Raw genomic sequence first — 26856 nt, forward strand, 5'->3', positions numbered from 1 at the left:
GCTTTTATTCCAGCACGACGCGGTTGATTTCCTCGAGGCTGGTGATGCCGGCGAGCACCTTGCTCAGTCCGCTGCGTCTTAAATCGGGGTGGCCTTCTTGACGGGCCAGTTCCCCCAGTTCCAGAGAATTGCCGTCGGCCATGATCAACTTGCTCATGGCCTCGCTGACGGGCAGTACCTCGTAGATTCCCACACGTCCCTTGTACCCGTGGGTACACTGGGCACAGCCCGCGGCACGATAGCAGGTCGTCGATTCGATGTCGGTGGACGTGAAGCCGGCCTCGATGAAGAGCTCCCGGGGCAGCTCGACGGGCGTCTTGCAGTGCGGGCAGAGTTGTCGCACGAGCCGCTGGGCGACGATCAGGCTCACCGAACTGGCGATGTTGTAGGCCGCCACCCCCATGTTGCGCAGGCGCGTCAGCGTTTCCGCCGCCGAATTCGTATGCAGCGTCGAGAGCACCAGGTGTCCGGTTTGCGCGGCCTTGACGGCGATTTCGGCGGTCTCCAGGTCGCGCACCTCGCCGACCATGACCACGTCGGGGTCCTGGCGCAGGAAGGCGCGCAAGGCATTGGCGAAATCCAGCCCGATCTTCGGCTGAACGCTGACCTGGTTGATGCCGTCGAGCTTGAGTTCGACGGGATCCTCGGCGGTGGAAATGTTGCGTGCGTCAGTGTTGAGGATATTGAGCCCGGTGTACAAGGTCACGGTCTTGCCGCTGCCGGTGGGGCCGGTGGCGAGAATCATGCCCTGGGGCTGTGCCAGGGCGTGCTCGAACATCGCGCGCTGCGCCTCGCTGAACCCCAGTGCGTCGATCCCCAGCCGCGTGGCGCCGGCATCCAGCAGACGCAGCACGATCTTCTCGCCGTGGACCGTGGGCAAGGTGCTGACGCGGAAATCGATGGTGCGAGATGACGACAGTCGCAGCTTGATCGCGCCGTCCTGAGGCAGGCGGCGTTCGGAGATGTCCAGGCGCGACATGACCTTGAGGCGTGCCGACAGACGCGCACGCAGGTTGAACGGTGGACGTGCGACCTCGACCAGGATGCCATCGATGCGAAAACGAATGCGAAAGGTCGACTCGTACGGCTCGAAGTGAATGTCCGAGGCGCCGCGACGGGCCGCATCGATCATCATCTTGTGCACGAAGCGCACCACTGGCGCATCGTCTTCATCGGTACCGAGCCCATCCTCGAGAGGCTCGACGTCGTCGAGATCCAGCGTCTCGAGCGCTTCGCTGGCATCGCCAAGTGCCTCGAGCATGCCGTGCGTCTCGCGCTGGGCAAGGTGGCTGTCGATGGCGGGTTGCAACTGATCGGCGGCGACCAGGACCCCCTCGGCGGTAAGGCCGGTACTGAACTGCAGTTCGTCCAGTTTCGCCAGGGTCGCGGGGTAGGGAACCGCGACGCTGATATGTCGCTCGCTGCGCGCCAGGGGCAGTATGCCCAGACGACGTATCATCGCATCGGGCAGGCCCTCGCCGGTGGGGAGCCGGCCGAGGTCGACGGCCTCGAGATCGACGAACGGCAGACCGTACTCCCAGGCCGCGACCTGGGTCGCCGCGCGGGCGGGGACCCACTGGCGCTCGATGACGTACTCGAGCATCGACTGGTGGCTTTCGCGTACGGCCTCGAGGGCGCTGCGCGCCTGCTGTTCCTCGAGCAGGCCCTCCTGCACCAGGCGCGCGGCGAGCCCTTTCAGCGGTGATGCCTCCGTATCGGAGGTGGATGATGAAGACAATGGCATAGGCGTTGCGACACCCAGGGCAGTGACCAAACGGGGCGGCGTCGCCGCCCGCTACTCGTCGCATCCTACCCCATGCATGGGCGCTTGGTGACCCTTGGTATGAGATATCTCGTCAATTAGCGCTTATAGATGAGATCGGCGTGGCGTGGCGAACCTTTAGGTAGCGCCACCTTGCCAGCATGAGAAGTGTAATTTAACGTAACGGTCTGGACGGCCGTCTCGGTGCGCCTCGGCATCTTGCCGGCGTCTCGCGGGTGTGCGCGCGACGCGTTATCATCCCTCCGCGCCGGGCTCGTCGAAAAAGGCGAACAGCAGGGTATTCAACAAGGGGTTACAGGAGAGTTTCATGGAACGTCAACAACGTGGTTTCACGCTGATCGAACTGATGATCGTCGTCGCGATCATCGGCATTCTCGCCGCCATCGCCATACCGCAGTATCAGAACTATGTGGCGCGCTCGGAAGTCAGCTCTGCGCTCGCGACTCTCAAATCGCTGCAGACGCCGGCGGAATTGGCAGTGCAAGAAGGTGATACGCCGTCGTCTGCTTCCGATCTTGGGCTTTCGGATAATGCAGTTCAGAATGGATCCATTGCTGTAGCCGACTTTAATTCGGACACGCCCAATATCAAGTTTACGTTTGATGATGCAGGTAACATTGCTGACGATACAGCGACTGATGCAACCCTTACTTTGACACGTTTAGACGACGGTGGTTGGCAGTGTGCAGCGTCAAATATTGATGAAGACGTAGTTCCTGATAGCTGTAAGTGAACGACATAGTTATGGGCCGGCATTCGCCGGCCTTTTAGTGTCTCGCTTTCGGATTGTCTCTGAGGCTCTTCGTTCTTCTTCCTTCCTTCTTCTCTCTCGAGCCGAGCCTTCCCGCTTCAGTACAACGCCTTCCCTTCGTCGACGACTTCCTTCAGCACTTCCAGAAACAGCCGGTCGGCTTCCGAGTGCTCGCCGGGGTCCTCGGGGATGTGCACGCTGGTGTTGTCCGAGATTTCGTTGGCGATGGTGGCCCACATCTGGCGGCTGTCGCCTTCCTCGGTGTAGTGCTCGCGGGCGATGGCGAGAGACTGCTCGAGAATCGCCGGATCTTGCAACAGCTTCTTGATGAATTCGCGTAGCTCGTTGATGATCCGGACTTTCTGCATTTCGGACGCGGAACTCATGGGGCTCTCTCCGTATGGCTCATGCGGGCTCGCGTGCCGTGCGTTCACGGTATCGCGAGTCGGTCGCGGGACGATGTCGCGGACGATAGCACATCGTGGCGGAAGACGGCACCGGCCGTGCCGTCGGCTGAAAAGCGTGCGGGAAGGATGATGTGCGTGGGTGGAGAAAGTGCCCGCCGCCCCTTATAGTGTCGCTCCGTTTGTCGTCTCGCGCGGGCGCGAGGCATGGAGCGTGTAACACGCGACGAGAGGCCGAGGAGTAACGGGATGGCGGTGATTCATCCGCGTATCATGCGAAGTCTGGCGGTCAGTGCGCCGGTGGTCAGGATCCTGGCGGTTCTGCTGCTGGTGCTGGCCGTGCTCATGGTGGTGCCGTTGATCGTGCTGACCCTGGAAGGCGATCCCGATCGCATGGCGTTCCTGCTGTCGATCGCCGTCGTCGCCGGGGCGGCATTGACCATGTTGCTGATCACGCGGGGCGTGGAGATCCTGCTGCGGCCCCGTCAGATGTTCATTCTGACCACCCTAAGCTGGGTGCTGGTGAGTGCCTGTGCCAGCCTGCCACTGATACTGGGGGCGCCCCAGCTTTCCTTCACCGATGCCGTCTTCGAGTCCATCTCGGCGATCACCACCACCGGTTCGACGGTGCTGGTGGGCATCGATGACCTCTCCGATGGCTTGAAGCTATGGCGTGGCCTCATGCAGTGGCTGGGTGGCATCGGCATCATCGTGATGGCGATCGCCATCCTGCCGTTTCTCAAGGTAGGCGGCATGCGCCTGTTCCAGACCGAGTCGTCGGACTGGTCGGACAAGGTGCTGCCGCGTGCCGGGGGCATTGCCAAGGCCAGCGGTGCGATCTACCTAGGGGGCACGCTGCTGGCGATGCTGACTTACTGGCTGGCGGGCATGACGCCACTGGATGCCGTGGTGCACGCCATGAGTTCCATGGCCACCGGCGGGTTCGCCAACTCCGATGCCTCGTTCGGGGTGTACCAGGATCGTCCGCTGATCCTGTGGCTGGCCTCGTTCTTCATGCTGTGCGGTGCCTTGCCGTTCGTATTGTTCATCCGTGCGTTACGCGATACGCCTCAGGTGCTGTGGCAGGACCAGCAGGTCCGTGGCCTGCTGGGTCTGCTGCTCGTGGTGATACTGGGGTTGACGCTGTATCGCGTCGTCGGGGGCGTGGCGTTTTTCGAGGCGCTGACCCAGGTCGCGTTCAACGTGATCTCGGTGGTCACCACCACGGGCTACGCTTCCGACGACTATACCCAGTGGGGACCGCTGATCGTCGCCGCGTTCTTTTACCTGACCTTCGTCGGTGGCTGCAGCGGCTCGACCAGCGGCGGCATGAAGATCTTTCGCTTTCAGATCGGCGCCATCATGCTGTTCACGCAGCTGCGCCACCTGGTGCATGCCCAGGGCGTGTTCGCGCAGCGCTATAACGGCAATCCGTTGAGTGACGAGGTCGTGCGCGGCGTCATTGCATTTTCGTTCTTCTTCTTTTTGACCATCGCGGGACTGGCGCTGGGGTTGGCGCTGCTGGGGCTGGATCTGGTCACGGCGCTGTCGGGGGCGGCCACTGCCGTGGCCAACGTCGGCCCAGGGCTGGGGCCGATCATCGGGCCGGCGGGGAACTTCGCGCCGTTGCCCGATGCGGCCAAGTGGCTGCTCAGTCTGGGCATGCTGATGGGACGTCTGGAGATCCTGACCGTGCTGGTGCTGTTGACGCCCACCTTCTGGCGGAAGTGACGCCTCAGGCGTCTTCCTCGACATGACCGGCGCGATTGAGGATGGGGTTGGCGTATTGGCGTAACCACCAGTACCTCAGATGCTCGGGCACCGATGCCAGCCGCGTTTCGAAACGCTGGCGGTCGGCATCGGTGACCTCGCTGAGGTCGACCAGTTCCGGTGCCAGGCCGCTGGCTTCCAGCGCCAGCTGATGGCTGGGGAACATGTGGTAGTTCGCCAGTACCTGGCGGTCGATTTCCTGGGTCACGGCTTCGGGCGTGTCGAAGTCGCGGCTCAAGGGCGTGCCGAACGTCAGGCGGATGCGTCCCTTGTGTCCCGTGATGCCGGCGACGATGGACTGAATGTCCTCGAACTCGACCTTCTCGTAACTCCCTTCCGTATGTCGAGCGTGGAGCTCGCGTGCCTTCTGCAGGTCGCAGGGATCGTATTCGTAGCTGATGGAGACCGGCACCAGGCGCAGTTCGGCCACCGCGGCGCCGATGTCGGCCTCGCCATCGTCCATGCGCTGTGCCATGCCCAGCATCTTGACGATGGCGGTGTCGGCGCGGTCGATCCCGTCCTTGGCGCGTCCTTCGCGCTCGGCGATCCAGATCGAGTGATTGTCGACGGTGATCGAGTGCCGGATATAGCGCGACAGGGTCTGATACGCCTGCAGCATCGCGCGCTTGCCCTTGGCGGAGCGGGGAACGATGAAGCTCTTGTTGAGGCGCATGAGATCGTTGACGAACGGCTTTTGCAGCAGGTTGTCGCCGATGGCGATGCGTACCGTGTTGCGTCCTTTCTGGTACAGCGCGTAGTTGACGAAGGCCGGATCGAGCGCGATGTCGCGATGATTGCCGATGAAGAGGTAGGCCTTGTCGGCATCGAGGTGCTCGAGCCCCTCGATCTCGAAGCCATCCGTGGTGGTGGCGATCATGCGGGCCATGTAGCGTGCGATGCGCTGCTGGAAGGCCGCGACACTCTCGATGTTGCGCATTTCGCGCTGCAGACCCAGGCGTGCCAAGAAGCGTGCCACGGGGGGTGCGTGGCGCGCCAGGCGAGGCAGGCGGAAATGCGTGATCGCGTCGAGCAGCTCGTCGCAATGGGCGAGGCGATCGAGAACGCTGGCGACCTCGTCGTCGTGATAGGGACGGATGGCGTCGAAGTCGTGCGGGGCGGAATGCGGAGTCGATGCGTGCGTCATGATGTCGGCGCTGCCGGGTCGGCTTCACCGCCCAGCCAGTCGATGAGTTGTTCGATGAATCCAGAAAGTACGTGGGCCATGAGGGCGAAGTCCGTTTCCAGGCGCAGTATGGGGTCGTCATCGTCCTCGTTTTGCGACGCTTCGTCGAGCACGGCGTCGGCGAAGCGTAACGACTTGAGCGTCAGATCATCATGCAAGACCAGCGACAGCTGGTCTTCGATGTCCAGCGCCAGACGGCTGGCCTGGCGGCCGCCGGCCAGCACGCTTTGCACTTCGTCGCCGTCGAGGTCGATGCCACGTGCACGCCAGACACCGTCGTCACCGGCATCCTTGAGTTCGACCTGATCGCCCAGGCGCAGTCCTTCGGGGCGTGACGTCATGTCTTCCAGCCAGGTGGTCATGGTGCGCGATGGCAACTGGCGCACCGTGAGCGGCGTCACCTGGAGCGACCCCAGCGACTGCCGCAGCAGGTCGAGGGCCTCCTCGGCACGCGTGCGGCTGGCGCAGTTGATGGCGATGAGCCCGCGGGCGGTGTCCCACCACAGGTCGATGCGCTGACTGCGGGTGAAGGCGCGGGGCAGGAGCTCCTCGACGACCTGCTCCTTGATCGCCTGGCGGTCGCGACGCGGCAAGGGGCGGCCTTCGGCAGCCTCGCGCTCGGCGGCACGCTCCTCGACTTCCTCGCGAATCACCGATGCGGGCAGCAGGCGCTCCTGACGCAGGGCGGAGAGGAGGCGATGGCCTTGGATCTCATGCACGCGTTGCTGCCCGTGACGTCCTGCAGGGCACTGCCAGCCGAGGCGTTTGCCCTCGCTGGGCGACACCGGGCGAAAGGCGAATGCCTCCAGTGCCGTTTCGAGTGCATCGAGCGCGACCGGCGTCGTGTCGTGCAGACGATAGAGATGCAAGTGCTTGAACCACATGGGCCTGTTCCATCACAAAGGGGCTCATTATGGCGAAACGCCGCGGCCCGTGCCACCTCCCCGGACGGGATGCGTTCGCCGATCAGGCGTCGAGCGTCGAAAACGGCATGACGGCGTTCACTGAAAAAGCGGGGCGACGTTGCAGCGCCAGGGCATGAATGCGTGGTCCAAGCCTGCCGCAATGGCATGTGAAATGGTATGATGGCTCGATTCGGGCCCCCCGTGAGGTGGGGTCCGCCATCGAAGCTCAATGATTGCTGTGACGGCCATTGGCGTCGAGCGCTGAAGAGTGGCTTGCAGGGGCCTCGTGCCCGATGCGGCAACACTGTTCGTTTCATTCAGTGCCATGACCGATGGTATGGCGCGGTGCAAAGGATTGAACGACCCATGGGTGAGATCGCCAGAGAAATTCTGCCAGTCAATATCGAGGACGAACTCAAGCAGTCGTATCTCGATTACGCCATGAGCGTGATCATCGGCCGTGCGCTGCCGGATGTACGCGATGGCCTCAAGCCTGTGCACCGGCGCGTGCTGTTCGCCATGCACGAACTCGGTAACGACTGGAACAAAGCCTACAAGAAATCGGCCCGTGTCGTGGGTGACGTGATCGGTAAGTATCACCCGCATGGTGATAGCGCCGTCTACGACACCATCGTGCGCATGGCGCAGGAGTTTTCCATGCGCTATGTCCTGGTCGACGGCCAGGGCAACTTCGGTTCCATCGACGGTGACAGCGCGGCGGCCATGCGTTACACCGAGGTGCGCATGTCGCGGCTCGCTCATGAGCTGCTGGCCGACCTGGAAAAGGATACCGTCGACTGGGTCGACAACTACGACGGTACCGAACGCATTCCCGAGGTGTTGCCGACCAAGGTCCCCAACCTGCTGGTCAACGGGGCCTCGGGTATCGCCGTGGGCATGGCGACCAATATCCCGCCGCACAACATGCGCGAGATCATCGATGGCTGTCTGGCGCTGATCGACGACTACACGCTCAGCATCGACGATCTGATGGCCTACATTCCCGGCCCCGATTTCCCCACCGGGGGAATCATCAACGGGCGCGCCGGGATTCTCGAGGCATATCGCACCGGGCGCGGGCGCATCTACGTGCGGGCTCGCCACACCATCGAGCATGACGAAAAGACCGGTCGCGATCACATCATCGTCACCGAGCTGCCGTATCAGGTGAACAAGGCACGCTTGATCGAGAAGATCGCCGAGCTGGTCAAGGACAAGCGCATCGAAGGCATTGCCGAGCTGCGCGACGAGTCCGACAAGGAAGGCCTGCGCGTGGTGATCGAGGTCAAGCGCGGCGAGTCCGGCGATGTCGTCGTCAACAACCTGTTCGCGCACACCCAGTTGCAGACCGTGTTCGGCATCAACATGGTGGCGCTGGATAACGGTCAGCCGAAGATTCTCAACCTCAAGGAGATTCTCGAGGCTTTCGTCCGTCACCGCCGCGAGGTGGTGACGCGGCGCACCCTGTTCGAGCTCAAGAAGGCGCGCGATCGCGGCCATATTCTCGAGGGGCTGGCGGTGGCGATCTCCAACATCGATGAGGTGATCGAGCTGATCAAGGCCTCGCCCTCGGCGGCGGAAGCCAAGGAAAAGCTCGTGGCGCGCGCCTGGCGGCCGGGGCAGGTCACCGACATGCTCGAGCGTGCCGGTGCCACCTCGTGCAAGCCCGAGGATCTCGAAGAAGGATACGGCCTCGCCGAAGGCCAGAACGAATATCGCCTGTCGCCGGCCCAGGCCCAGGCCATCCTGGAACTGCGCCTGCACCGGTTGACCGGGCTCGAGACCGAGAAGCTGCTCGATGAGTATCTCTCGATTCTCAAGCGCATCGCCGAACTCAATGAAATTCTGGCCTCCCCGGAGCGACTGCTGGACGTCATCCGCGAGGAGCTCCAGGCCATTCGCGATCAGTACGGCGATGAACGCAAGACCGAGATTCAGGCCAGCCATCTGGACCTGACCATCGAGGACCTGATCAACGAAGAAGACATGGTGGTCACCATTTCGCGCAGCGGCTATGCCAAGACGCAGCCGCTGTCCGACTACCAGGCGCAGCGGCGCGGCGGCCGCGGCAAGTCGGCGACCACCATGAAGGACGAGGACATCATCGAGCACCTGCTGGTGGCCTCGACCCACGACACCGTGCTGCTGTTCTCCAATCGTGGCAAGGTCTACTGGCTCAAGGTCTACGAGATGCCCAACGCCAGTCGCGGTTCGCGCGGCAAGCCGTTGATCAACCTGCTGCCGCTGGACGAGGGCGAGGCCATCAACGCCATCCTGCCGGTGCGCGAGTACCGCGAGGACAGTTACATCTTCTTCGCCACCGCCAAGGGGACCGTCAAGCGGACCTCGCTGGAGCAGTTCTCGCGGCCGCGCAGCGTGGGGCTCATCGCCATCGATCTCGAGGAGGACGACCGCCTGGTCGGTGCGGCGATCACGTCCGGCAACGACCACGCCATGCTGTTGTCCTCCAATGGCAAGGCGATTCGTTTCGAGGAAGGCAACGTGCGCGCCATGGGACGCACCGCGCGCGGCGTTCGCGGCATGCGCCTGCAAGGCGGCGCCGAGGTCATTAGCTTGATCATTCCGCAGTCGTTGACCATCGACGCGGAGACCGACGATGACGCGGAAGAGCGCCCGGTCGAGACGGTCGGCGAGGATCAGGTCTACATCCTCACCGCGTCCGAGAACGGTTACGGCAAGCGCACGCGCCTCGACGAGTTCCCGCTGCGCGGACGCGGCGGCCAAGGGGTGATCGCCATGCAGACCTCGCAGCGCAATGGTGCCCTGGTGGCGGCGATCCAGGTGCGCGACAGCGACGAGATGATGCTGATCACCGACAAGGGCACGCTGGTGCGTACTCGGGTCGGCGAGGTCTCGGTTTCCTCGCGCAACACCCAAGGGGTCACCCTGATCCGTACCGGGGAAGGCGAGCACCTGGTCGCCACGGTACGCGTCGATGAACCCGATGCCGTGGAGGACGATGCCCTCGACGCCGAAGCCCTCGATTCAGAAGAAGGGGCGGCAACCGCAGAGGCGACGCCAACGCCGGATGACGGTGCACCGAGCGACGAGGCGCCGCAAGACGATTGAGGCTCAATGCGGCCGCTCCGGGGGAGGGGCCGCTTTACGTTTGGAATGACGCTGATGACACGTAGATTCAACTTCTGTGCCGGACCCGCGGCACTGCCTGCCCCCGTGCTCGAACGCGCCCGCGACGAGCTGCTCGACTATCATGGCCAAGGCTTGTCGGTCATGGAGATGAGTCATCGCAGCGAGGCCTTCGCCGACATCGCCGCCCAGGCCGAGCGTGACCTGCGCGAGCTGCTTGGCGTGCCCGACAACTACCGGGTGCTGTTCATGCAGGGCGGTGCCTCCAGTCAGTTCGCGATGGTGCCCTACAACCTGCTGGGCGCCGGAGGCACGCCGAACTACCTGTATACCGGCATCTGGGGCAAGAAGGCGATCAACGAGGCGCGTCATCTCGCGGGTGCCCACGTGGCGGCCTCGAGCGAGGCCAACGGCCTGACGGCCGTGCCACGTCCGTCGGACATTGCCGTCTCGGACGATGCGGCGTATCTGCATTACACCGACAACGAGACCATCGGTGGCCTGGCGTACGACTACATTCCCGAGGTCGGCGAGGTGCCGCTGGTGTGCGACATGTCGTCGTCGATCCTCTCGGGTCCGCTGGACGTGTCGCGGTTCGGGATCATCTACGCGGGAGCGCAGAAGAACATCGGGCCGGCGGGACTGACCCTGGTCATTGTGCGCGACGATCTGCTCGATCGCGCCTTGCCCTCGACCCCGACCATGTTCAACTACCGCGTGATGGCCGAGCATGGCTCGATGTTCAACACGCCGCCGACCTATGCCTGGTATCTGGCGGGGCTGGTGTTCGACTGGCTGCGACATGACGTCGGCGGTCTCGAGGCCATGGACCGCATCAACGATCGCAAGGCCGCCAAGCTGTATGCGGCCATCGATGCCAGCGGCTTCTACTCGAATCCGATCGCCACGGCCAATCGTTCGCGCATGAACGTGCCCTTCGTGCTGGCGGACGACGCGCTCAATGCCACGTTCCTGCGTGACGCCGAGGCGGCGGGGCTGTTGAACCTCAAGGGCCATCGCAGCGTGGGGGGCATGCGCGCCAGCCTGTACAACGCCGTGCCCGAGGCGGCGGTGGATGCGCTGGTCGATTTCATGCAGGAGTTCGAACGACGTCATGGCTGATCACGACATGTCCGATAACAACGTCCCCGTCACTTCGGCCGACCTGCCGGCATTGCGCGAGCGGATCGATGCGCTGGATAGCCAGATCCTCGAGCTGATCAGCGAGCGTGCCCATTGCGCGCAGCAGGTGGCGCAGGTGAAGACCGATTCCGATCCTCAGGCGACCTTCTATCGACCCGAGCGCGAGGCCCAGGTCCTGCGGCGCATCATGGCGCTCAACAAAGGGCCGCTCGACGACGAGGAAATGGCCCGCCTGTTTCGCGAGATCATGTCGGCGTGCCTGGCGCTGGAGCGGCCGGTCAAGGTCGCGTATCTGGGGCCCGAAGGTACCTTCACCCAGCAGGCGGCGCTCAAGCACTTCGGCGATAGCGCGGTGAGCCTGCCGATGGCCGCCATCGACGAGGTCTTCCGCGAGGTGGAAGCCGGCGCCGCGCATTTCGGGGTGGTGCCGGTGGAAAACTCCACCGAGGGGATCGTCAACAGCACGCTGGATACCTTCATGGACGCCAGCCTGCGGATTTGCGGCGAGGTGGTGCTGCGCATTCACCACCATCTGCTGGTCTCCGATACCACGCGTCGCGACAAGATCTCGCGGATCTATTCGCATCCCCAGTCGCTGGCGCAGTGCCGCAAGTGGCTGGATGCGCATTACCCCAATGCCGAGCGAGTGCCGGTGTCCTCCAACGCCGAAGCGGCGCGCCTGATCAAGAGCGAATGGCACAGCGCCGCGATCGCCGGCGACATGGCCGCCAAGCGCTACGCGCTGGACAAGGTCGCCGAGAAGATCGAGGATCGACCCGACAACTCGACGCGCTTTCTGATCATCGGCCACCAGGACACGCCGATCTCGGGCGACGACAAGACATCCATCGTCGTCGCCATGCGCAACCAGCCCGGGGCGCTGCACGATCTGCTCGAGCCGTTCCATCGCCACAAGATCGACCTGACCCGCGTCGAGACCCGGCCATCGCGCACGGGGGTCTGGAACTACGTATTCTTCATCGACTTCAAGGGCCACCGCGACGACCCGCAGGTGGCGGCGGTGCTCGAGGAAATCACCCTGCGTGCCGCCGAGCTCAAGGTGCTGGGATCTTATCCGGTGGGTGTGCTGTAAATGTCGGCAATGCCATGTGCCCCCGCCGAGCGGGGCATCCTCATCGTCGGCCTGGGGCTGATCGGCGGGTCCCTGGCCGCGGCCCTCAAGGCATCGGGGTATCGGGGACGCATCGTGGCCTGCGACCGTGATGCCGACGAGGTGGCACGCGGGATCGATATGGGGCTGATCGATGACGGCGGCACGCAGCTTGCCCCCTGGGTCGCCGAGAGTTCGCTGATCGTGCTGGCGGTGCCGGTGCTGGCAATGGAAGACGTGTTGCGAACGCTGGCGCCTCGGCTCGACGCGCAGGTGGTCACCGACGTGGGCAGCACCAAAAGTGCCATCGAGGCGGCAGTGGTGCGGGTCTTCGGGCATCTGCCGCCGCGTTTCGTGCTCGGCCATCCGATCGCGGGCTCCGAGAAAAACGGCGTCGCGGCCGCGGATGCGTCACTGTATCGACAGCACAAGGTGATACTGACGCCCCGCGAGGATACCGACCCCGACGCCTTGGCCCGCGTGCGTGCCCTGTGGGCGGCATGCGGTGCACAGTTGCTGGAAATGACGCCGGAGCGGCACGATCAGGTGCTGGCCCGGACCAGCCATCTTCCGCATCTGCTGGCGTTCTCGCTGGTGGATACTCTGGCCCGTCAGGACGAGCGCCTGGATATCTTTCGTTACGCGGCGGGCGGGTTTCGCGATTTCACCCGGATCGCGGGCAGCGATCCCGTCATGTGGCGGGACATCTTCAGCGCCAACCGCGATGCGGTGCTCGGTGCGCTGGACGAATTCGAAGCCGGGGTGGCGCGGCTACGGCGCGCCGTGACCGAGGGCGATGGCGATGCCATGTTGGCGGTATTCGACCGTGCCAGCCATGCACGGCAATACTTCGATACGCTTTTGAACCAGACGAGTTATCAGGCGATGGAACAACGCAATATCCGCTACCGTGTGAGTCCCGGTGGTGCCGTCCGCGGTCAGATCCGCGTCCCCGGCGACAAGTCGATCTCTCACCGCTCGATCATGCTCGGCGCGCTGGCCGACGGCGTGACCGAGGTGCACGGCTTTCTCGAAGGCGAGGACAGCCTGGCGACCCTGCAGGCGTTTCGTGAAATGGGCGTGGCCATCGAAGGGCCGCATCACGGCCGCGTGACGATTCATGGAGTCGGGCTGCACGGCTTGACGGCGCCCGTCGGGCCACTCTACGTGGGCAACTCGGGGACGGCCATGCGCCTGTTCGCCGGGCTGCTGGCAGGGCAGGCCTTCGATACCGAGCTGACCGGCGATGTCTCGCTGAACAAGCGTCCCATGGGGCGCATCGCCGATCCGCTGCGCGAGATGGGGGCGGTGATCGAAACCGCGGAGGGCGGCCGGCCGCCGCTGACGATCCGCGGCGGGCAGGCGCTTTCCGGCATCCGCTACGACATGCCCATGGCCAGCGCCCAGGTGAAGTCCTGCCTGCTGCTGGCGGGACTCTATGCCGAGGGGGAAACGCGAGTGCGCGAGCCGGCGCCGACGCGCGATCATACCGAGCGCATGCTCAACGGCTTCGGTTACCCGGTGCAGCGCGACGGCGATGAAGCCTGGCTGCAGGGAGGCGGTCGCCTGGCGGCATCGCCCATCGATGTGCCGTCGGATATTTCATCGGCCACGTTTTTCCTGGTGGCGGCGGCCATCACCCCGGGGTCGGACCTGCTGCTGGAGCATGTCGGCATCAATCCGACGCGTATCGGCGTGATCAACATACTCCAGGCCATGGGGGCCGATCTCACCCTTCAGGAGCCGCGCGAGGTGGGGGGCGAGCCGGTGGCCGACATCCGCATTCGCTATGCGCCGCTCAAGGGCATCGACATTCCGACCGATCAGGTGCCGCTGGCCATCGATGAGTTCCCTGCGCTGTTCGTCGCCGCGGCCAATGCCGAGGGCGTGACCCGGCTGCGCGGCGCGGAAGAGTTGCGCGTCAAGGAATCCGATCGCATCCAGGCGATGGCCGACGGCCTGACCACGCTGGGCGTGGACAATACCGTGTATCCGGACGGTATCGATATCGTCGGGCGGGCCAGCGCGGACGAGACGCCGGCAGCACACTATCGCGGCGGACGGGTCGATAGCCTAGGCGATCACCGTATCGCGATGGCCTTTGCCGTGGCGGCGCTGAGGGCCAGCGACGAGATCGTCATCGATGACTGCGCCAACGTGGCCACCTCGTTCCCCGGCTTCGTGGATCTCGCGCGTCGCGTGGGGCTGGTGCTGGACGAGCAGGAGGTGTCATGAGTTCGCCGGATTCGGCAATGCCCGTCCTGACCGTCGACGGCCCGGGCGGTGCGGGCAAGGGAACCGTGAGTCGCCTGATCGCCGAGCGCCTGGGCTGGCACCTGCTCGACTCCGGGGCACTGTACCGCCTGACGGCACTGGCGGCGCTCAAGCATGGCCTGGCGCTCGACGACGACATGGCACTGGCGAGCTGCGCCGAAACCCTGGATGTCGCGTTCGTGGCCCAGGACGGAGACGCCCGCATCATGCTGGAAGGCGAAGACGTGACGGGGGACATCCGCACCGAGGCGGTCGGTGACGCGGCCTCGCAGGTGGCGTCGCTGCCGCGCGTGCGCGATGCCTTGCTGACGCGTCAGCGCGACTTTCGCGCCGCGCCAGGCCTGGTGGCCGACGGGCGCGACATGGGCACGGTGGTGTTCCCGCAGGCCGAGTTGAAGATCTACTTGACCGCCTCGGCCGAGGAACGCGCGCGGCGTCGCCACGAGCAGTTGCTGAATGCCGGTGTGGATGCTAATCTAGCGAGTCTTCTAGAGGAAATAAAGGCTCGTGATGCGCGCGACATGCAACGCGCGGTGGCGCCACTCAAGCCGGCCGACGATGCTGTCTTGCTGGACAGCACGAGTCTTGCGATACCGGACGTGGTGGAGCGTATCGAAAGGCTACTCAGTGAACGTGGGCTCGACCTCCCGAACTGAGTAGCTGGGGTGAAACGGGCACCCATCCGGAGACCCTGGCCAGACGTCATGACGTGCGCGGGCGATAATCGAGAGCCTTCGCAGGTCGAACCAGCGCCAACGTCCCCAGGGATATGTAGGAAAGGCCCGCACTCGCTGGTGGTGCGGAGAACGAGCGGCCTGGCCGCTATTAACGTTGATCACGTAGGAACGACATGAGCGAAAGCTTTGCTGAACTGTTCGAACAGTCTCTCCAGGACATCAACATGGAGCCCGGTGCCATCGTCATGGCAACCGTGGTCGACATCGAAGGTGACTGGATTACCGTCAACGCGGGTCTGAAGTCCGAGGGGCAAATCCCCGCGGCGCAGTTCCGTGATGACAACGGCGAGTTGACCATCGCCGTGGGCGATGAAGTCAAAGTTGCCCTGGAAGCCGTCGAGGACGGTTTCGGCGAGACACGCCTGTCTCGCGAGAAGGCCAAGCGTGCCGAGGCCTGGAAAGAGCTGGAAGCGGCCTTCGAGAAGGACGAAATCGTCAAGGGCGTGATCAACGGCAAGGTCAAGGGCGGCTTCACGGTCGACGTTTCTTCCATCCGTGCCTTCCTGCCCGGTTCTCTCGTCGATGTCCGTCCGGTGCGCGATACCGCTCACCTGGAACACAAAGAGCTGGACTTCAAGGTCATCAAGCTCGACCCGAAGCGCAACAACGTCGTGGTGTCTCGTCGTGCCGTTCTCGAAGCCGAGAACAGCGCCGAGCGCGAAGCGCTGCTGGCGACCCTGCAGGAAGGTCAGCAGATCAACGGTATCGTCAAGAACCTCACCGACTACGGTGCGTTTGTCGATCTGGGTGGCGTTGACGGCCTGCTGCACATCACCGACATGGCCTGGAAGCGCATCAAGCATCCGAGCGAAATCGTGGCCGTCGGCGACGAAGTCAACGTCAAGGTGCTCAAGTTCGACCGCGAGCGCAATCGCGTGTCTCTCGGCTTGAAGCAGCTGGGCGAAGATCCCTGGGTCAACATCAAGGATCGTTACCCGGAAAACACGCGCGTCAACGCCCGCGTCACCAACCTCACCGACTACGGCTGCTTCGCCGAGCTGGAAGAGGGTGTCGAAGGCCTGGTCCACGTCTCCGAAATGGACTGGACCAACAAGAACATCCATCCGTCGAAAGTCGTTCAGGTCGGCGACGACGTCGAAGTCATGGTGCTGGATATCGACGAAGAGCGTCGTCGTATCTCCTTGGGCATCAAGCAGTGCACCACCAACCCGTGGGAAGACTTCAGCGCGCGTTACAACAAGGGCGACCGTGTTGCCGGGACCATCAAGTCGATCACCGATTTCGGTATCTTCATCGGTCTCGAAGGCGGCATCGACGGCCTGGTTCACCTGTCCGACATCTCCTGGAGCGAGCCCGGCGAAGAAGCCGTGCGCAAGTTCAAGAAGGGTGATGAAGCCGAAGCGGTCATCCTGTCGATCGATCCGGAGCGTGAGCGCATCTCGCTGGGCATCAAGCAGCTCGAAACCGATCCGGTTTCCGAGTACCTGGCCGTGAATGACAAGGGCAGTGTCGTCACTGGCCGTGTCGTCGAAGTCGACGCCAAGGAAGCTCACGTCGAGCTGGCCACCGATGTCGTCGCCGTGCTCAAGGCCTCCGAAATCAGCGCCGATCGCGTCGAAGATGCACGTAACGTGCTCAGCGAAGGCGACAGCGTCGAAGCCAAGATCGTCGGCGTCGATCGCAAGAACCGTGCGATCAACCTCTCGGTCAAGGCGAAGGATCAGACGGATACCCGTCGTGCCATGGGCAAACTGCGCGACCAGGAAGCTGAGCCGCAGTCCGGTCCGACCACCATCGGTGATCTGATCAAGCAGCAGATGGGCGGCGAATAAGCCCGCACATCGCCGTCGCGTCCCGCATGCGACGGCCTTGGCTCGCTAAGCCAAACGAAAACCGTGCCTCGCTAGAGGCACGGTTTTTTTGTGCATCATTTCCGAGTGACGCGCTCCAGCTCGTGCTATCCGGCCCCCGGGACCGACGAAATTGGCACATAGGTGCTACGCTGATCTCGATCGAGAGCCGGTGTCGAGGATGCAAGCGAAGCGTCGGCATCCAGCGTCGATCCGGGGTGACTCGGCCCTTCTCGAGAGTCACATCTTCGCCTTCCACGAGCGCTTCGTCATGCCAATCCCGAGTCGTCAGCGCCTTCTTGCCGATCACCTGCCCGATGCCGTCCAGGCACGACTGGGCATAACGCCGAAAGCCTCGACATTGCCCGATGCCGTGCTTGGGGGCATCGATGGCTGTGTGACCACTTTCGCGGTGGTCTCGGGGGCATTCGGTGCCGGATTCTCGCCACAGGTGGCGCTCGTGCTGGGTTTCGCCAACTTGCTGGCCGATGGCTTGAGCATGGCGGTCAGCAATTACGAGGCAGGTCAGGCGCAACTGGCCCAGATCGCCAGCGCGGAGCGCACCGAACATCGACATATTGCCCTGGTGCCCGAAGGCGAGCGCGAGGAGATTCGCCAGCTGTTTCGCGCCAAGGGGTTCGAGGGCGAACTGCTCGAGCAGGTCGTGGAGGTGTTGTGCCGCGACCCCGAGGTCTGGGTGAGCACCATGCTGCGAGAGGAATATGGCTTGTCACGCGAGGGCCTGAGCCCCCTCCGCGCCGGACTCGTCACCTTCGCGGCCTTTCTGGGAGTGGGGGCGTTGCCCTTGTTGCCGTACGCGTTGCCGGGGCTGAGCGTCGTCACGCAGTTTCTGACAAGCCTGGGCGTGGCCGCCGCTGTCTTCCTGGGTATCGGCATGCTGAAAAGTGCGGTCTATGGCCTGCCGGCCTGGCGCTCGGGGCTGCGGACATTGTGCATGGGATCCGCCGCCGCCGGGCTGGCATTCGTCTCCGGCCATGGCGCGCAAATGCTGCTGGGCGGCTAGAGAGGGCGCAGGGGGACCATCCGGCTGCGGCCGGGGCGAGAGACATGTGTCGGGGCAATGCCAGGCCGGAGTGTGTCCGGCCCGGGGCAACGCCGGGGCCTACGAGGAGGAACGCGGATTACTGCCCGCTTTTTCCAGCGTCGATAACACGCCTCGCAGAATGGACAGCTCCTTGCGGGATGGCTGTGCACGCGCGAAGAGTGCGCGCAGGTGATCCTCGGTACGCGCGTGAGGTTGCGTCAGGAAACCCGATGTCACCAGGGCCTCGTGCAAATGCGCCTCGAAATGGGCCATCTGGTCGCGGGTCGGTAGCGAGGGCGGCGTTTGCGGGGTTGCGGGGCTGGCCTGGTGATGACGCCAGGCTCGGCGCACCTCGTAGGCCAGGATCTGCACCGCCTGGGCGAGGTTGAGCACGCCATATTCAGGGTTGGCAGGGATGCTGACCTGGTGCGTGCAATGGCGAATCTCATCATTCGTCAGCCCGAAGCGTTCGCGACCGAATACCAGGGCTACCGGGGCGTCTTGTGCATGCTCGATCAGCTCGGACGCCATGGGCTCGGGGTCGTCGAAATGCGGCAGGGGAAGGCTGCGCAGCCGCGCGCTGGCACCTACCACCTGCACGCAGTCACCCACGGCTTGCGCGATGTGTTCGACGACGCGTGCGTTGTCGATGACATCGGTGGCGCCTGCGGCCAGCCGAGTCGCTTCCGCGTCCGGAAAGCTGCGCGGATTGACCAGCACCAGGTCGCTGAGGCCCATGGTTTTCATGGCGCGTGCCGCCTGGCCGATATTGCCGGGGTGAAAGGTCTGGACGAGTACGATGCGAATATTGGAGAGCATAGGAAGTCGCGAGGCAGTCTAGGGCAGGGCGATAGTGTACTTGGGCTACGGGCTACGGGCTACGGGCTACGGGCTACGGGCTACGGCACCGGTGACCGGCCGGCAACGAAAAACCCCTGCCGGTCGCCCGGCAGGGGTTCGTGCCACGGGACAGGGCCCGGGAATCGGCTGGCAGCGTTACATCATGCCGCCCATGCCGCCCATGCCGCCCATGTCCGGTGCGCCGCCACCGGCTTCTTTCTCGTCCGGGTCGTCGGCGATCATGGCTTCGGTGGTGATCATCAGACCCGCCACGGAACCAGCGGACTGCAGCGCGCTGCGCGTGACCTTGGCCGGGTCGAGAACGCCCATGTCGAACAGGTCGCCATACTCGCCGGTTTGTGCGTTGTAACCGTAGTTACCTTCGCCGGCCTTGACCTGGTTGACGATGACGGACGCTTCCTGACCCGCGTTGGTCACGATCTGACGCAGCGGGGCTTCCATGGCGCGCAGGGCGATGGCAATCCCGTGGGTCTGATCTTCGTTGTCGCCCTTGAGGTCGACGAGCTTGTTCAAAATGCGGACCAGAGCGGTACCGCCCCCCGGCACCACGCCTTCCTCGACGGCAGCACGAGTCGAGTGCAGCGCGTCTTCGACGCGAGCCTTCTTCTCTTTCATCTCGAACTCGGTGGCTGCGCCCACACGGATGACCGCGACACCGCCGGCCAGCTTGGCGACACGCTCCTGCAGCTTCTCGCGATCGTAATCGGAGCTGGTGTCTTCGATCTGGGCGCGAATCTGGCTGACGCGCGCTTCGATATCGGCTTCGACACCGGCACCGTCGATGATGGTGGTGTTTTCCTTGGACATGGTGACGCGCTTGGCGCTACCCAGGTGGTCCAGGTTGGCCTGCTCGAGGGTCAAGCCGACTTCCTCGGAAATCACGGTACCACCGGTGAGGATGGCGATGTCCTGCAGCATGGCCTTGCGACGATCACCGAAGCCGGGCGCCTTGGTCGCCGCGACCTTGACGATGCCGCGCATGGTGTTGACCACCAGGGTGGCCAGCGCTTCGCCTTCGATGTCCTCGGCGATGATGCCCAACGGCTTGCCGGACTTGGCGACGGCTTCCAGCACCGGCAGCAGTTCGCGGATGTTGGAGATCTTCTTGTCGACCATCAGCAGGTACGGATCTTCCAGTTCCACCATCATGGTGTCCTGGTTGGTCACGAAGTAGGGCGACAGGTAACCGCGATCGAACTGCATGCCTTCGACGACTTCCAGCTCGTCTTCGAAGCCGCGACCTTCATCGACGGTGATGACCCCTTCCTTGCCGACCTTCTGCATGGCATCGGCAATGATTTCGCCGATACGCTTGTCGCCATTGGCGGAAATGGTACCGACCTGGGCGATGGCCTTGGCATCGGTGCAGGGCACGGAAAGCGACTGGATTTCCTTGACGGCGGCGTCGACGGCCTGGTCGATGCCACGCTTGAGATCCATCGGGTTCATGCCGGCGGTGACGCCCTTCATGCCCTCGGTGACGATGGACTGCGCGAGGACGGTTGCCGTGGTGGTGCCGTCGCCGGCCACGTCAGAGGTCTTGGAAGCGACTTCCTTGACCATCTGCGCGCCCATGTTCTCGAACTTGTCCTTGAGTTCGATTTCCTTGGCGACGGATACGCCGTCCTTGGTCACGGTGGGAGAGCCGAAGGACTTTTCCAGTACGACGTTACGTCCCTTCGGACCGAGAGTTACCTTGACCGCATCAGCCAGAACGTTAACACCACGCGCCATGCGCTTGCGGGCATCATCGGAGAATTTGATTTGTTTAGCTGCCATGTCTAACTCTTCCCATTAGTAGGTAGTAGGCGCGATGCATCGCGCAAACGTGAAACGAAAATGTGCTCGGCGAGCGTGAAGATCACTCGGCGACGGCGAGAATGTCGCTTTCGCTCATGATCAGGACTTCTTCGCCATCGATTTTCTGCTTCTCGACACCGAAGCCATCCTTGAAGATCACGGTGTCACCCACCTTGACGTCCAGCGGGCGCACTTCGCCGCTCTCGAGAATGCGGCCGTTACCCACGGCGAGGACTTCGCCGCGAGTGGGCTTCTCTTGAGCATTACCCGGGAGCACGATGCCGCCAGCGGTCTTCTGCTCTTCTTCCACGCGACGGACGACGACGCGATCGTGCAAAGGACGGATTTTCATTGCTCACGTTCTCCTGATGGTTACATGGGTCATGTGGTAATCCCGTGACGCCAGGCGCACGGGGTGAAGGCTAGGCCTTCTGTTTATAAAGCCGACGCATCAATGCGTTACGGCCGAATCGTCTGTTAAGGCCCTTGATTGGGTCGACGTCACCACTTTCAAGGGGCCTTGATGAAATTTTTCAATGCCGGGAATCGTCCTTCCCTATGTAATCGCCCTCGATCGGGCGATCGCGCTGCGTTCCGCTGTCATGGGCGTCTTCCCGGGGACGCGCATGCTCGTGCCAGGCGTCGTCCGCATGCGGGCCGGGGCGCTGGGCGTGACCGCCCATCGAGAACATGCGGGCCCGCCAGCCACCCTGCTTGAGCCCCTTGCCGAGCAGGCGGCGGCTGCTGGGAATGAGGCACAAGAGCCCCAGTCCATCGGACAGAAAGCCCGGGGCGACGAGCAGCGCCCCGCCGAAAATCAGCGCGGCACCGGTAATCAGTTCGTCCGAGGGGATTTCCCCCTGCGCAAAGCGTGCCTGGGCACGCTGCAGCGTCTGGACGCCTTCGCGGCGGATCAGATGAAGTCCCAGTGCGCCGGACAGAAGGACCAGCGCCAGCGTAGGCAGCAGGCCGATCTGTCCACCGATGGCGAACAGGATCACGAAATCGAGCAGACCGAAAAGCGTAATGAAAAGTAACAGTGGCATGACGGCTCCGTAAGATCGACTAGGCAATAAATGGTGGCACGAGTGTGAATTGCAAGGGAGGCATGGCGACGAGATGGAGAGGGCGTGAGGTGCATGCTAGACTCTTTATGCTGCAACGCACAAAACGGGTGGCGTGGGTGGAAGCCACCGGTTCATGAGGAGGAGAGGCCATGCGGCTTGATGGTGCGGTAGTGGGCATAACGGGAGGCGCACAGGGGCTGGGGCTGGCGATGGCGGCCGAACTCGGGACCCAGGGGGCGCGTATCGCGTTGTTCGATCGCGATGAAGAGATCATGCAGGAGGCGGTGACGACGCTGAGCCAGGCGGATGTCGAGGTACATGCCTTCGCGGTCGATGTCGCCGATGAAGAGGCCGTGGCCCGGGCATTTGCTCAGCAGCATGCGCTGCTCGGACCGCTCGATGTCCTGATCAACAACGCCGGCATCACGCGCGATGGCCTGCTGGTGAAGAGCCGGGACGGACATGTCGAGTCACGCATGAGCCTCGAGCAATGGCAGCAAGTGCTCGATGTCAATCTGACGGGGGTTTTCCTGTGCGGTCGCGAGGCGGCGACCCAGATGACCGAGGCCGCGCGTGGTGGCGTGATCATCAATGTGTCGAGCATTTCCCGGGCGGGCAACATGGGGCAGAGCAACTACAGTGCCTCGAAGGCAGGGGTCGTCGCGCTGACGGTGACCTGGGCCAAAGAGCTGGCGCGCCAGGGAATACGCGTGGCGGCGGTGGCGCCGGGATTCATCCGCACCGAGATGACCGCCTCGATGCGCGATGACGTGCTCGAGAAAATCAGCCGTGGCATCCCACTGGGGCATCTGGGCCAGCCAGCGGATATCGCGCACAGCGTGCGTTACATCGTGGAGAATGACTATTTCACGGGCCGGGTGCTGGAGTGCGATGGTGGCCTGAGGGTCTAGGGCCCGGTGTCCGGCGAGCCGGGGCAGGGAGTGCGACATGGCCCGCGCATCGGCGCGCGGGCATGCCGGACCGTCGGTGCGATCAGAAGGTCACGCGGTTCTCCAGGTCGTGCACGGTTCCCTCGCCGATACCGCTGACGCGGGTCAGGTCCTCGAGAGACGCAAACGGCCCGTTGGCTTCACGATCCTCGACGATGGCCTGTGCCTTGACTTCGCCGATACCCGGCAATTCGGCCAGGGTCTCGGCGGTGGCATGATTGATGTCGATGGCCTGCGGCGCGTTCTCCTGCGCCAGGGCCAGCGGAGCGGCACTCAGTGAGAGCGCCAGCAGGGTACAGCTGAGCAGATACTTCATTGGAACCTCCCTTGCATCATTTCTAATACATGCCGCTTTACCCTATCCAGATCCGCGCACTCGGCGTGTAAGCCTTTACGTACAAAACGTGTAGGTGAAACGCTTAAAATTAAAACAATCTTATTTAGCAATGATTTATTGGCCGCGCAAAACATGCGGGCCTAGGTGGCGCGACGACCACGACGGTATAATCCCGGCTTTATCTCGCCGTTTATGCAGGAGACCCCATGTCGTCGGACCTCGATACGCCGCTGATCATCGCACTCGATTACCCACGCCTCGACCAGGCACTCGCCATGGCCGAGCGCCTGGACCCGTCGCGGTGTCGCGTGAAGGTCGGCAAGGAGCTGTTCACCCGCACCGGGCCCCGGGTTCTGGAGGCCTTGCACGGGCTGGGGTTCGAGGTCTTTCTGGATCTCAAGTTTCACGATATTCCCAATACGGTGGCCGGCGCCGTCGAGGCCGCTGCCGATCACGGCGTATGGATGGTCAACGTGCATGCCGGCGGCGGGCGCCGAATGATGGAGGCGGCCCGGGAGCGACTGGAACGTCGTCGGCTCGGTACCCATCTGATCGCGGTCACGGTGTTGACCAGCATGGAACGTGACGACCTGATCGAAGTGGGCGTCGAGGCCGAACCGCTGTCACAGGTCGAGCGTTTGGCGAGGTTGGCGCAGCAGAGCGGCATGGCGGGCGTGGTGTGTTCCGCGCAGGAAGCGGCGGCGTTGCGTGCTACGTGCGGCGACGACTTCCTGAAGGTCACGCCCGGCATCCGGCCGCGTGCGTCGAGTGCCGACGACCAGCGCCGTACTCTGACCCCGGGCGAGGCGATGGCGGCCGGCAGTACGCATCTGGTGGTGGGACGCCCGGTCACGCAGGCGCCGGATCCGATGGCGGCGCTGGCGACCATCGAACGCGAGCTTGCGGAGTCGTCGTAAGGACGCGGCTACTCGCCTTCCAGTCCCGTGATCGGCTTGGTGGTGCCCCAGCTCTGGCAGCGCGGGCATTGCCAATGCAGTTGTGCGCTGCCGAAGCCACAGCGATGACAGCGATGACGGGGGCGTGCTGCCAGCAGTTTCTGAGTATGTTGCTTGAGCAGCAGCAGGCGTTCGCGGTCGCCGTGATTTTCGCCGATCAGGTACAGGTCCATGAGGTAATCGACGCCGCGCAGGCTGGGGTGCGCTTGGAGCTGTTCGCTGATCAGTTCGATGGCCGCGTCCTGGCCTTCGGTATTGAGTCGGGACGCCGCGAGCATGATCACGACGCTGGTGAAGTGCGTTTCCTGCAGCTTGGTCTCGAGAAACGCGCGCCAGCCCGACTCGTCTTCCAGGCGTCGATAGGCCTCGTGCAAGGGCTCGAGGATGACCGGCAGAAAGCCCGGGTCCTGCTCGGGGATGCGCTTGAGATGGCGGATCACGGCCTTGTAGTGGCCGGTATCCCGTTCCAGCTCGGCCAGCAGCCAAGTGGCCCGTACGCAGCTTTCGTCGATCGACAGGGCCTGGCGCAGGCGTTTGCGTGCCATGCCGGGGCTGGCATTGTGCCGGTCGCGCTGGGCGAGTTCGCATAGCCAGTGCGCTGCGGCGCGCTGGATGTCCGCGTCCTGGCGGACGAGCTGCGGCGTGGCGACATCCAGCGCCTGCTGCCATTCCTTCTCGCGCTGCAGGAGGTCGACCAGCAAGCGCTTGGCGGCATCGCGAAGGCCTTCATCGGGGACGTCCTTGACCAGGCTCTGCAGCAGACGCTCGGCGCGGTCGAGCAAGCCGAGGTGGAGGAAGTCGCGCGAGAGTTCCAGCTGCACCAGGCCGCCCTGATGGGGGGTCAGGGTAGGGCGGGCCAGGAGGTTCTGATGAATCTTGACGGCACGATCGGCTTCGCCGCGAGAGCGGAAAAGATTGCCCAGCGCGATATGGGTCTCGATGGTGTCGCTGTTGACCTCGAGCGCTTGCACGAACGTCTCGATGGCACGATCCGGCTGCTCATTGAGCAAGTGGTTGAGGCCGATGAAGTAGTCCCGGGGCAGGGACACGCCGGGAGCGGGTTGTTCGCGAGCGCGCCGGCGCTCGCGCCGTCCCAGCCACCAACCGATGGCGATCGCCGCGACCAGCAGGCCAAGCAGCAGTGGATCAAGCATTCAGGGCGCTTCCTTGAACTCCTGGGTGCGAAGCCGATCCAGTTCCTTGCGCTGCTGTTGGTTATGGCGTTGCGCGCGGGTCAACAGGGTCCGCAGACGCAGATAGATGCCGGTCATCGCCAGCATGCCCAGGATCACCCCGCAGGCCAGCGAGAGCAGTAACCACAGGGATAGCGACGCAGGCGGCAATTCGACCCAGATCAGGTCGAGGGGCATGGCCTGCTGGTTATTGACGGCGAACAGGATGCCGAGCAACAGGACGACCAGAAGGAGAATGGCCAGCACGACACCTTTAAACCAACGCATGGGCAGGTTCCTTTTGCATGAGGGATGGCGCCCGGTATCGGATCGCGTTCGATAAGGCGGCTTCACCGTGACATTCAGCGATCGTTGTCGATTCCGGACCTGATGGGTGGCGATGATAGCACGCCGTGTCGTGTCCCATTTCTCGCCTCCCCGGCGTGTCCGTCAATAGCCGAGCGCGCGACTGGCATTGACCTGTTCGCGCAACTCCTTGCCGGGCTTGAAATGCGGTACGTACTTGCCTTGCAGATCGACGGGGTCGCCGGTCTTGGGATTACGCCCGGTACGCGGCTCCCGAAAGTGTAGGGAGAAGCTGCCGAACCCGCGAATCTCGACACGTCCGCCGCTGGACAGCGATTGCGTGATGTCTTCGAGAATGATCTTGACCGCGGCTTCGACCTCTTTGGCCGACAACTCGGGTTGGCGTATGGCGATTTGCTCAATCAACTCGGACTTGGTCATCGGATGCCTCCAAGCGATACCATCGCTCCGCTGCGGCAAGCAGCAGGGCGAGCGCGATATTGTTGTGATTTCAGCATACTGCTCAAACCTTGATAAAACAACGCACTAGCACAATTCAAGTCTAGCTTAGCCGGTTTTCGGCAAAGAGGGGAAACGATGTGTCACGTCAGGCCCTCGGGTATACTCGTGACCTGTTCACGACTTCGCACTGGGAGCTTTCATGCAAGACGACGCCACCACCAAACGACTTTACTGGCACTCGCGGCGCGGCATGTGGGAGCTGGACCTGCTGTTGATCCCCTTTCTCGAGCATCGCTACCCCCAGCTCGACGATGCGGACAAGGCACACTATCAGGCCTTGATCGACCAGGAGGACCAGGACCTCTTCATATGGCTGATGCGTCGCGACTGGCCTTCCGACCCGGAATTGCGGCGTATCGTGCAGATGATCGTCGACTATGCCGAAACCACTTCCAACGCTCAGTATCGCACCCTCTAGGCTGGCGCTGACGGCGCATCTGGGAGTCTGGGCCTCGGTGAGCGGGCTGGCCGTTTCCCTGGGCAGCGCCTGGCTGGCCGGCTCGATCATGGTCAGCGGGGGCCTGTTGATGGGACGCTGGTGGCGCGGCCAGCGCCGCTGGGAACTGCGCGAAAGCGTCGAAGGACGGCACGCCACCTGGCAATGGCGTCGTCCCGGCGAGTCGTGGCAGGTGGTGCATCCAGCGCCGGTACGCGTGGGCGCCTGGCTGACCGGCCTGCGTATCGGGCATCGCACGCTGTGGCTGTGGCCGGACAGCGCATCGGCGACGTCGCGCCGCCTGCTGCGTGTACGGCTTCTGGCCTCGATGCCGCAGGCTCGGCGCTGACGCGTCACCGTGGCAGACGAAGCGCACGTCGATCGCGAGCGCTTGGTAACCTGCTGGGAGAAGGCGTGGCCGTGG

At 63.6% G+C, this 26856-nt stretch carries 25 protein-coding genes; 13 read left to right on the forward strand and 12 right to left on the reverse strand.

The window, feature by feature from the left end; all coding sequences use genetic code 11:
• Positions 1 to 4: 4 nt before the first annotated feature.
• Positions 5 to 1744, reverse strand: coding sequence for a type IV-A pilus assembly ATPase PilB (gene pilB, locus ABGX75_RS10600; RefSeq protein ID WP_301968994.1), 1740 nt, complete (start codon positions 1742 to 1744; stop codon positions 5 to 7).
• A gap of 346 nt (positions 1745 to 2090) precedes the next feature.
• On the opposite strand from pilB, the gene ABGX75_RS10605 reads away from it, so the two are divergent.
• Complete coding sequence (locus ABGX75_RS10605) at positions 2091 to 2516, forward strand: pilin (RefSeq protein ID WP_347411333.1); 426 nt, start codon at positions 2091 to 2093, stop codon at positions 2514 to 2516.
• A 116-nt stretch (positions 2517 to 2632) separates the two neighbouring features.
• Here the strand turns inward: ABGX75_RS10605 and ABGX75_RS10610 are convergent, their stop codons facing one another.
• A complete protein-coding gene (locus ABGX75_RS10610) occupies positions 2633 to 2920 on the reverse strand; it encodes a hypothetical protein (protein WP_179153195.1) in 288 nt (95 codons plus the stop codon).
• 267 nt (positions 2921 to 3187) lie between these two features.
• On the opposite strand from ABGX75_RS10610, the gene ABGX75_RS10615 reads away from it, so the two are divergent.
• Positions 3188 to 4669 (forward strand): TrkH family potassium uptake protein, encoded by a 1482-nt coding sequence (locus ABGX75_RS10615; RefSeq protein ID WP_179153194.1) that lies wholly within the window; start codon positions 3188 to 3190, stop codon positions 4667 to 4669.
• A gap of 4 nt (positions 4670 to 4673) precedes the next feature.
• Here the strand turns inward: ABGX75_RS10615 and ABGX75_RS10620 are convergent, their stop codons facing one another.
• The gene (locus ABGX75_RS10620; RefSeq protein WP_035412106.1) at positions 4674 to 5852 is read right to left on the reverse strand and encodes a 1-acyl-sn-glycerol-3-phosphate acyltransferase; all 1179 of its coding nucleotides are present in this window, start codon (positions 5850 to 5852) and stop codon (positions 4674 to 4676) included.
• Complete coding sequence (locus ABGX75_RS10625; protein ID WP_011507466.1) at positions 5849 to 6775, reverse strand: recombination-associated protein RdgC; 927 nt, start codon at positions 6773 to 6775, stop codon at positions 5849 to 5851. The genes ABGX75_RS10620 and ABGX75_RS10625 overlap by 4 nt, the downstream gene beginning before the upstream one ends.
• Before the next feature lie 387 nt (positions 6776 to 7162).
• On the opposite strand from ABGX75_RS10625, the gene gyrA reads away from it, so the two are divergent.
• From gyrA to ABGX75_RS10660, 7 genes are all read left to right on the forward strand, one after another.
• On the forward strand, positions 7163 to 9886 hold the full coding sequence (gyrA, locus tag ABGX75_RS10630) for a DNA gyrase subunit A (RefSeq protein ID WP_011507465.1): 2724 nt from the start codon (positions 7163 to 7165) through the stop codon (positions 9884 to 9886).
• A 54-nt stretch (positions 9887 to 9940) separates the two neighbouring features.
• Positions 9941 to 11026 carry a 3-phosphoserine/phosphohydroxythreonine transaminase gene (serC, locus tag ABGX75_RS10635; protein WP_035412352.1) on the forward strand — a complete coding sequence of 362 codons (1086 nt, stop codon included), beginning with the start codon at positions 9941 to 9943 and terminating at the stop codon, positions 11024 to 11026.
• Between the two features lie 7 nt (positions 11027 to 11033).
• On the forward strand, positions 11034 to 12140 hold the full coding sequence (pheA, locus tag ABGX75_RS10640; protein ID WP_043559462.1) for a prephenate dehydratase: 1107 nt from the start codon (positions 11034 to 11036) through the stop codon (positions 12138 to 12140).
• A complete protein-coding gene (locus ABGX75_RS10645; protein ID WP_224113236.1) occupies positions 12141 to 14393 on the forward strand; it encodes a bifunctional prephenate dehydrogenase/3-phosphoshikimate 1-carboxyvinyltransferase in 2253 nt (750 codons plus the stop codon).
• The gene (cmk, locus tag ABGX75_RS10650) at positions 14390 to 15088 is read left to right on the forward strand and encodes a (d)CMP kinase (RefSeq protein ID WP_011507461.1); all 699 of its coding nucleotides are present in this window, start codon (positions 14390 to 14392) and stop codon (positions 15086 to 15088) included. Before ABGX75_RS10645 ends, cmk begins: the two co-directional genes overlap by 4 nt.
• Positions 15089 to 15282: 194 nt before the next feature.
• Positions 15283 to 16962: a 30S ribosomal protein S1 gene (gene rpsA / locus ABGX75_RS10655; protein ID WP_011507460.1), complete on the forward strand. Its 1680-nt coding sequence runs from the start codon at positions 15283 to 15285 to the stop codon at positions 16960 to 16962.
• 289 nt (positions 16963 to 17251) lie between these two features.
• Positions 17252 to 18004, forward strand: coding sequence for a VIT1/CCC1 transporter family protein (locus tag ABGX75_RS10660; protein ID WP_043559455.1), 753 nt, complete (start codon positions 17252 to 17254; stop codon positions 18002 to 18004).
• Positions 18005 to 18103: 99 nt separating this feature from the next.
• Here the strand turns inward: ABGX75_RS10660 and ABGX75_RS10665 are convergent, their stop codons facing one another.
• From ABGX75_RS10665 to ABGX75_RS10680, 4 genes are all read right to left on the reverse strand, one after another.
• Entirely contained in the window at positions 18104 to 18844 is a 741-nt protein-coding gene (locus ABGX75_RS10665) for a TrmJ/YjtD family RNA methyltransferase (protein WP_110061225.1), read from the reverse strand.
• A gap of 177 nt (positions 18845 to 19021) precedes the next feature.
• Positions 19022 to 20665, reverse strand: coding sequence for a chaperonin GroEL (gene groL / locus ABGX75_RS10670; RefSeq protein WP_110061224.1), 1644 nt, complete (start codon positions 20663 to 20665; stop codon positions 19022 to 19024).
• An 82-nt stretch (positions 20666 to 20747) separates the two neighbouring features.
• Entirely contained in the window at positions 20748 to 21038 is a 291-nt protein-coding gene (locus ABGX75_RS10675; protein ID WP_011507456.1) for a co-chaperone GroES, read from the reverse strand.
• 181 nt (positions 21039 to 21219) lie between these two features.
• Positions 21220 to 21732 (reverse strand): FxsA family protein, encoded by a 513-nt coding sequence (locus tag ABGX75_RS10680; protein WP_035412115.1) that lies wholly within the window; start codon positions 21730 to 21732, stop codon positions 21220 to 21222.
• Positions 21733 to 21902: 170 nt separating this feature from the next.
• Between ABGX75_RS10680 and ABGX75_RS10685 the strand changes: the two genes are divergently transcribed.
• The gene (locus ABGX75_RS10685) at positions 21903 to 22664 is read left to right on the forward strand and encodes an SDR family oxidoreductase (protein WP_011507454.1); all 762 of its coding nucleotides are present in this window, start codon (positions 21903 to 21905) and stop codon (positions 22662 to 22664) included.
• An 82-nt stretch (positions 22665 to 22746) separates the two neighbouring features.
• On the opposite strand, the gene ABGX75_RS10690 is transcribed toward ABGX75_RS10685, so the two are convergent.
• Entirely contained in the window at positions 22747 to 23019 is a 273-nt protein-coding gene (locus ABGX75_RS10690; RefSeq protein ID WP_011507453.1) for a ComEA family DNA-binding protein, read from the reverse strand.
• Positions 23020 to 23246: 227 nt separating this feature from the next.
• Between ABGX75_RS10690 and pyrF the strand changes: the two genes are divergently transcribed.
• Positions 23247 to 23957, forward strand: a complete 711-nt coding sequence (pyrF, locus tag ABGX75_RS10695; RefSeq protein ID WP_035412118.1) for an orotidine-5'-phosphate decarboxylase — start codon at positions 23247 to 23249, stop codon at positions 23955 to 23957.
• Positions 23958 to 23965: 8 nt separating this feature from the next.
• On the opposite strand, the gene lapB is transcribed toward pyrF, so the two are convergent.
• The 3 genes from lapB to ABGX75_RS10710 form a co-directional block, all read right to left on the reverse strand.
• On the reverse strand, positions 23966 to 25150 hold the full coding sequence (gene lapB, locus ABGX75_RS10700) for a lipopolysaccharide assembly protein LapB (protein WP_011507451.1): 1185 nt from the start codon (positions 25148 to 25150) through the stop codon (positions 23966 to 23968).
• A complete protein-coding gene (locus ABGX75_RS10705) occupies positions 25151 to 25456 on the reverse strand; it encodes a lipopolysaccharide assembly protein LapA domain-containing protein (protein WP_011507450.1) in 306 nt (101 codons plus the stop codon).
• Positions 25457 to 25618: 162 nt separating this feature from the next.
• The gene (locus tag ABGX75_RS10710) at positions 25619 to 25915 is read right to left on the reverse strand and encodes an integration host factor subunit beta (RefSeq protein ID WP_011507449.1); all 297 of its coding nucleotides are present in this window, start codon (positions 25913 to 25915) and stop codon (positions 25619 to 25621) included.
• 220 nt (positions 25916 to 26135) lie between these two features.
• On the opposite strand from ABGX75_RS10710, the gene ABGX75_RS10715 reads away from it, so the two are divergent.
• Positions 26136 to 26414: a succinate dehydrogenase assembly factor 2 gene (locus ABGX75_RS10715; protein ID WP_287124641.1), complete on the forward strand. Its 279-nt coding sequence runs from the start codon at positions 26136 to 26138 to the stop codon at positions 26412 to 26414.
• Entirely contained in the window at positions 26374 to 26781 is a 408-nt protein-coding gene (locus tag ABGX75_RS10720) for a hypothetical protein (RefSeq protein ID WP_301969002.1), read from the forward strand. The genes ABGX75_RS10715 and ABGX75_RS10720 overlap by 41 nt, the downstream gene beginning before the upstream one ends.
• The last annotated feature ends 75 nt before the right edge of the window (positions 26782 to 26856 follow it).

Origin of the sequence: Chromohalobacter sp., from assembly GCF_039830575.1 — a bacterium.
Taxonomy (GTDB): domain Bacteria; phylum Pseudomonadota; class Gammaproteobacteria; order Pseudomonadales; family Halomonadaceae; genus Chromohalobacter; species Chromohalobacter israelensis.

Excerpts from the sequence above, each read along its gene's own strand:
- pilB (WP_301968994.1), bottom strand. The coding sequence starts at position 1,744 with ATGCCATTGTCTTCATCATCCACCTCCGATACGGAGGCATCACCGCTG.
- ABGX75_RS10605 (WP_347411333.1), top strand. The coding sequence starts at position 2,091 with ATGGAACGTCAACAACGTGGTTTCACGCTGATCGAACTGATGATCGTC.
- ABGX75_RS10610 (WP_179153195.1), bottom strand. The coding sequence starts at position 2,920 with ATGAGTTCCGCGTCCGAAATGCAGAAAGTCCGGATCATCAACGAGCTA.
- ABGX75_RS10615 (WP_179153194.1), top strand. The coding sequence starts at position 3,188 with ATGGCGGTGATTCATCCGCGTATCATGCGAAGTCTGGCGGTCAGTGCG.
- ABGX75_RS10620 (WP_035412106.1), bottom strand. The coding sequence starts at position 5,852 with ATGACGCACGCATCGACTCCGCATTCCGCCCCGCACGACTTCGACGCC.
- ABGX75_RS10625 (WP_011507466.1), bottom strand. The coding sequence starts at position 6,775 with ATGTGGTTCAAGCACTTGCATCTCTATCGTCTGCACGACACGACGCCG.
- gyrA (WP_011507465.1), top strand. The coding sequence starts at position 7,163 with ATGGGTGAGATCGCCAGAGAAATTCTGCCAGTCAATATCGAGGACGAA.
- serC (WP_035412352.1), top strand. The coding sequence starts at position 9,941 with ATGACACGTAGATTCAACTTCTGTGCCGGACCCGCGGCACTGCCTGCC.
- pheA (WP_043559462.1), top strand. The coding sequence starts at position 11,034 with ATGTCCGATAACAACGTCCCCGTCACTTCGGCCGACCTGCCGGCATTG.
- ABGX75_RS10645 (WP_224113236.1), top strand. The coding sequence starts at position 12,141 with ATGTCGGCAATGCCATGTGCCCCCGCCGAGCGGGGCATCCTCATCGTC.
- cmk (WP_011507461.1), top strand. The coding sequence starts at position 14,390 with ATGAGTTCGCCGGATTCGGCAATGCCCGTCCTGACCGTCGACGGCCCG.
- rpsA (WP_011507460.1), top strand. The coding sequence starts at position 15,283 with ATGAGCGAAAGCTTTGCTGAACTGTTCGAACAGTCTCTCCAGGACATC.
- ABGX75_RS10660 (WP_043559455.1), top strand. The coding sequence starts at position 17,252 with ATGCCAATCCCGAGTCGTCAGCGCCTTCTTGCCGATCACCTGCCCGAT.
- ABGX75_RS10665 (WP_110061225.1), bottom strand. The coding sequence starts at position 18,844 with ATGCTCTCCAATATTCGCATCGTACTCGTCCAGACCTTTCACCCCGGC.
- groL (WP_110061224.1), bottom strand. The coding sequence starts at position 20,665 with ATGGCAGCTAAACAAATCAAATTCTCCGATGATGCCCGCAAGCGCATG.
- ABGX75_RS10675 (WP_011507456.1), bottom strand. The coding sequence starts at position 21,038 with ATGAAAATCCGTCCTTTGCACGATCGCGTCGTCGTCCGTCGCGTGGAA.
- ABGX75_RS10680 (WP_035412115.1), bottom strand. The coding sequence starts at position 21,732 with ATGCCACTGTTACTTTTCATTACGCTTTTCGGTCTGCTCGATTTCGTG.
- ABGX75_RS10685 (WP_011507454.1), top strand. The coding sequence starts at position 21,903 with ATGCGGCTTGATGGTGCGGTAGTGGGCATAACGGGAGGCGCACAGGGG.
- ABGX75_RS10690 (WP_011507453.1), bottom strand. The coding sequence starts at position 23,019 with ATGAAGTATCTGCTCAGCTGTACCCTGCTGGCGCTCTCACTGAGTGCC.
- pyrF (WP_035412118.1), top strand. The coding sequence starts at position 23,247 with ATGTCGTCGGACCTCGATACGCCGCTGATCATCGCACTCGATTACCCA.
- lapB (WP_011507451.1), bottom strand. The coding sequence starts at position 25,150 with ATGCTTGATCCACTGCTGCTTGGCCTGCTGGTCGCGGCGATCGCCATC.
- ABGX75_RS10705 (WP_011507450.1), bottom strand. The coding sequence starts at position 25,456 with ATGCGTTGGTTTAAAGGTGTCGTGCTGGCCATTCTCCTTCTGGTCGTC.
- ABGX75_RS10710 (WP_011507449.1), bottom strand. The coding sequence starts at position 25,915 with ATGACCAAGTCCGAGTTGATTGAGCAAATCGCCATACGCCAACCCGAG.
- ABGX75_RS10715 (WP_287124641.1), top strand. The coding sequence starts at position 26,136 with ATGCAAGACGACGCCACCACCAAACGACTTTACTGGCACTCGCGGCGC.
- ABGX75_RS10720 (WP_301969002.1), top strand. The coding sequence starts at position 26,374 with ATGCCGAAACCACTTCCAACGCTCAGTATCGCACCCTCTAGGCTGGCG.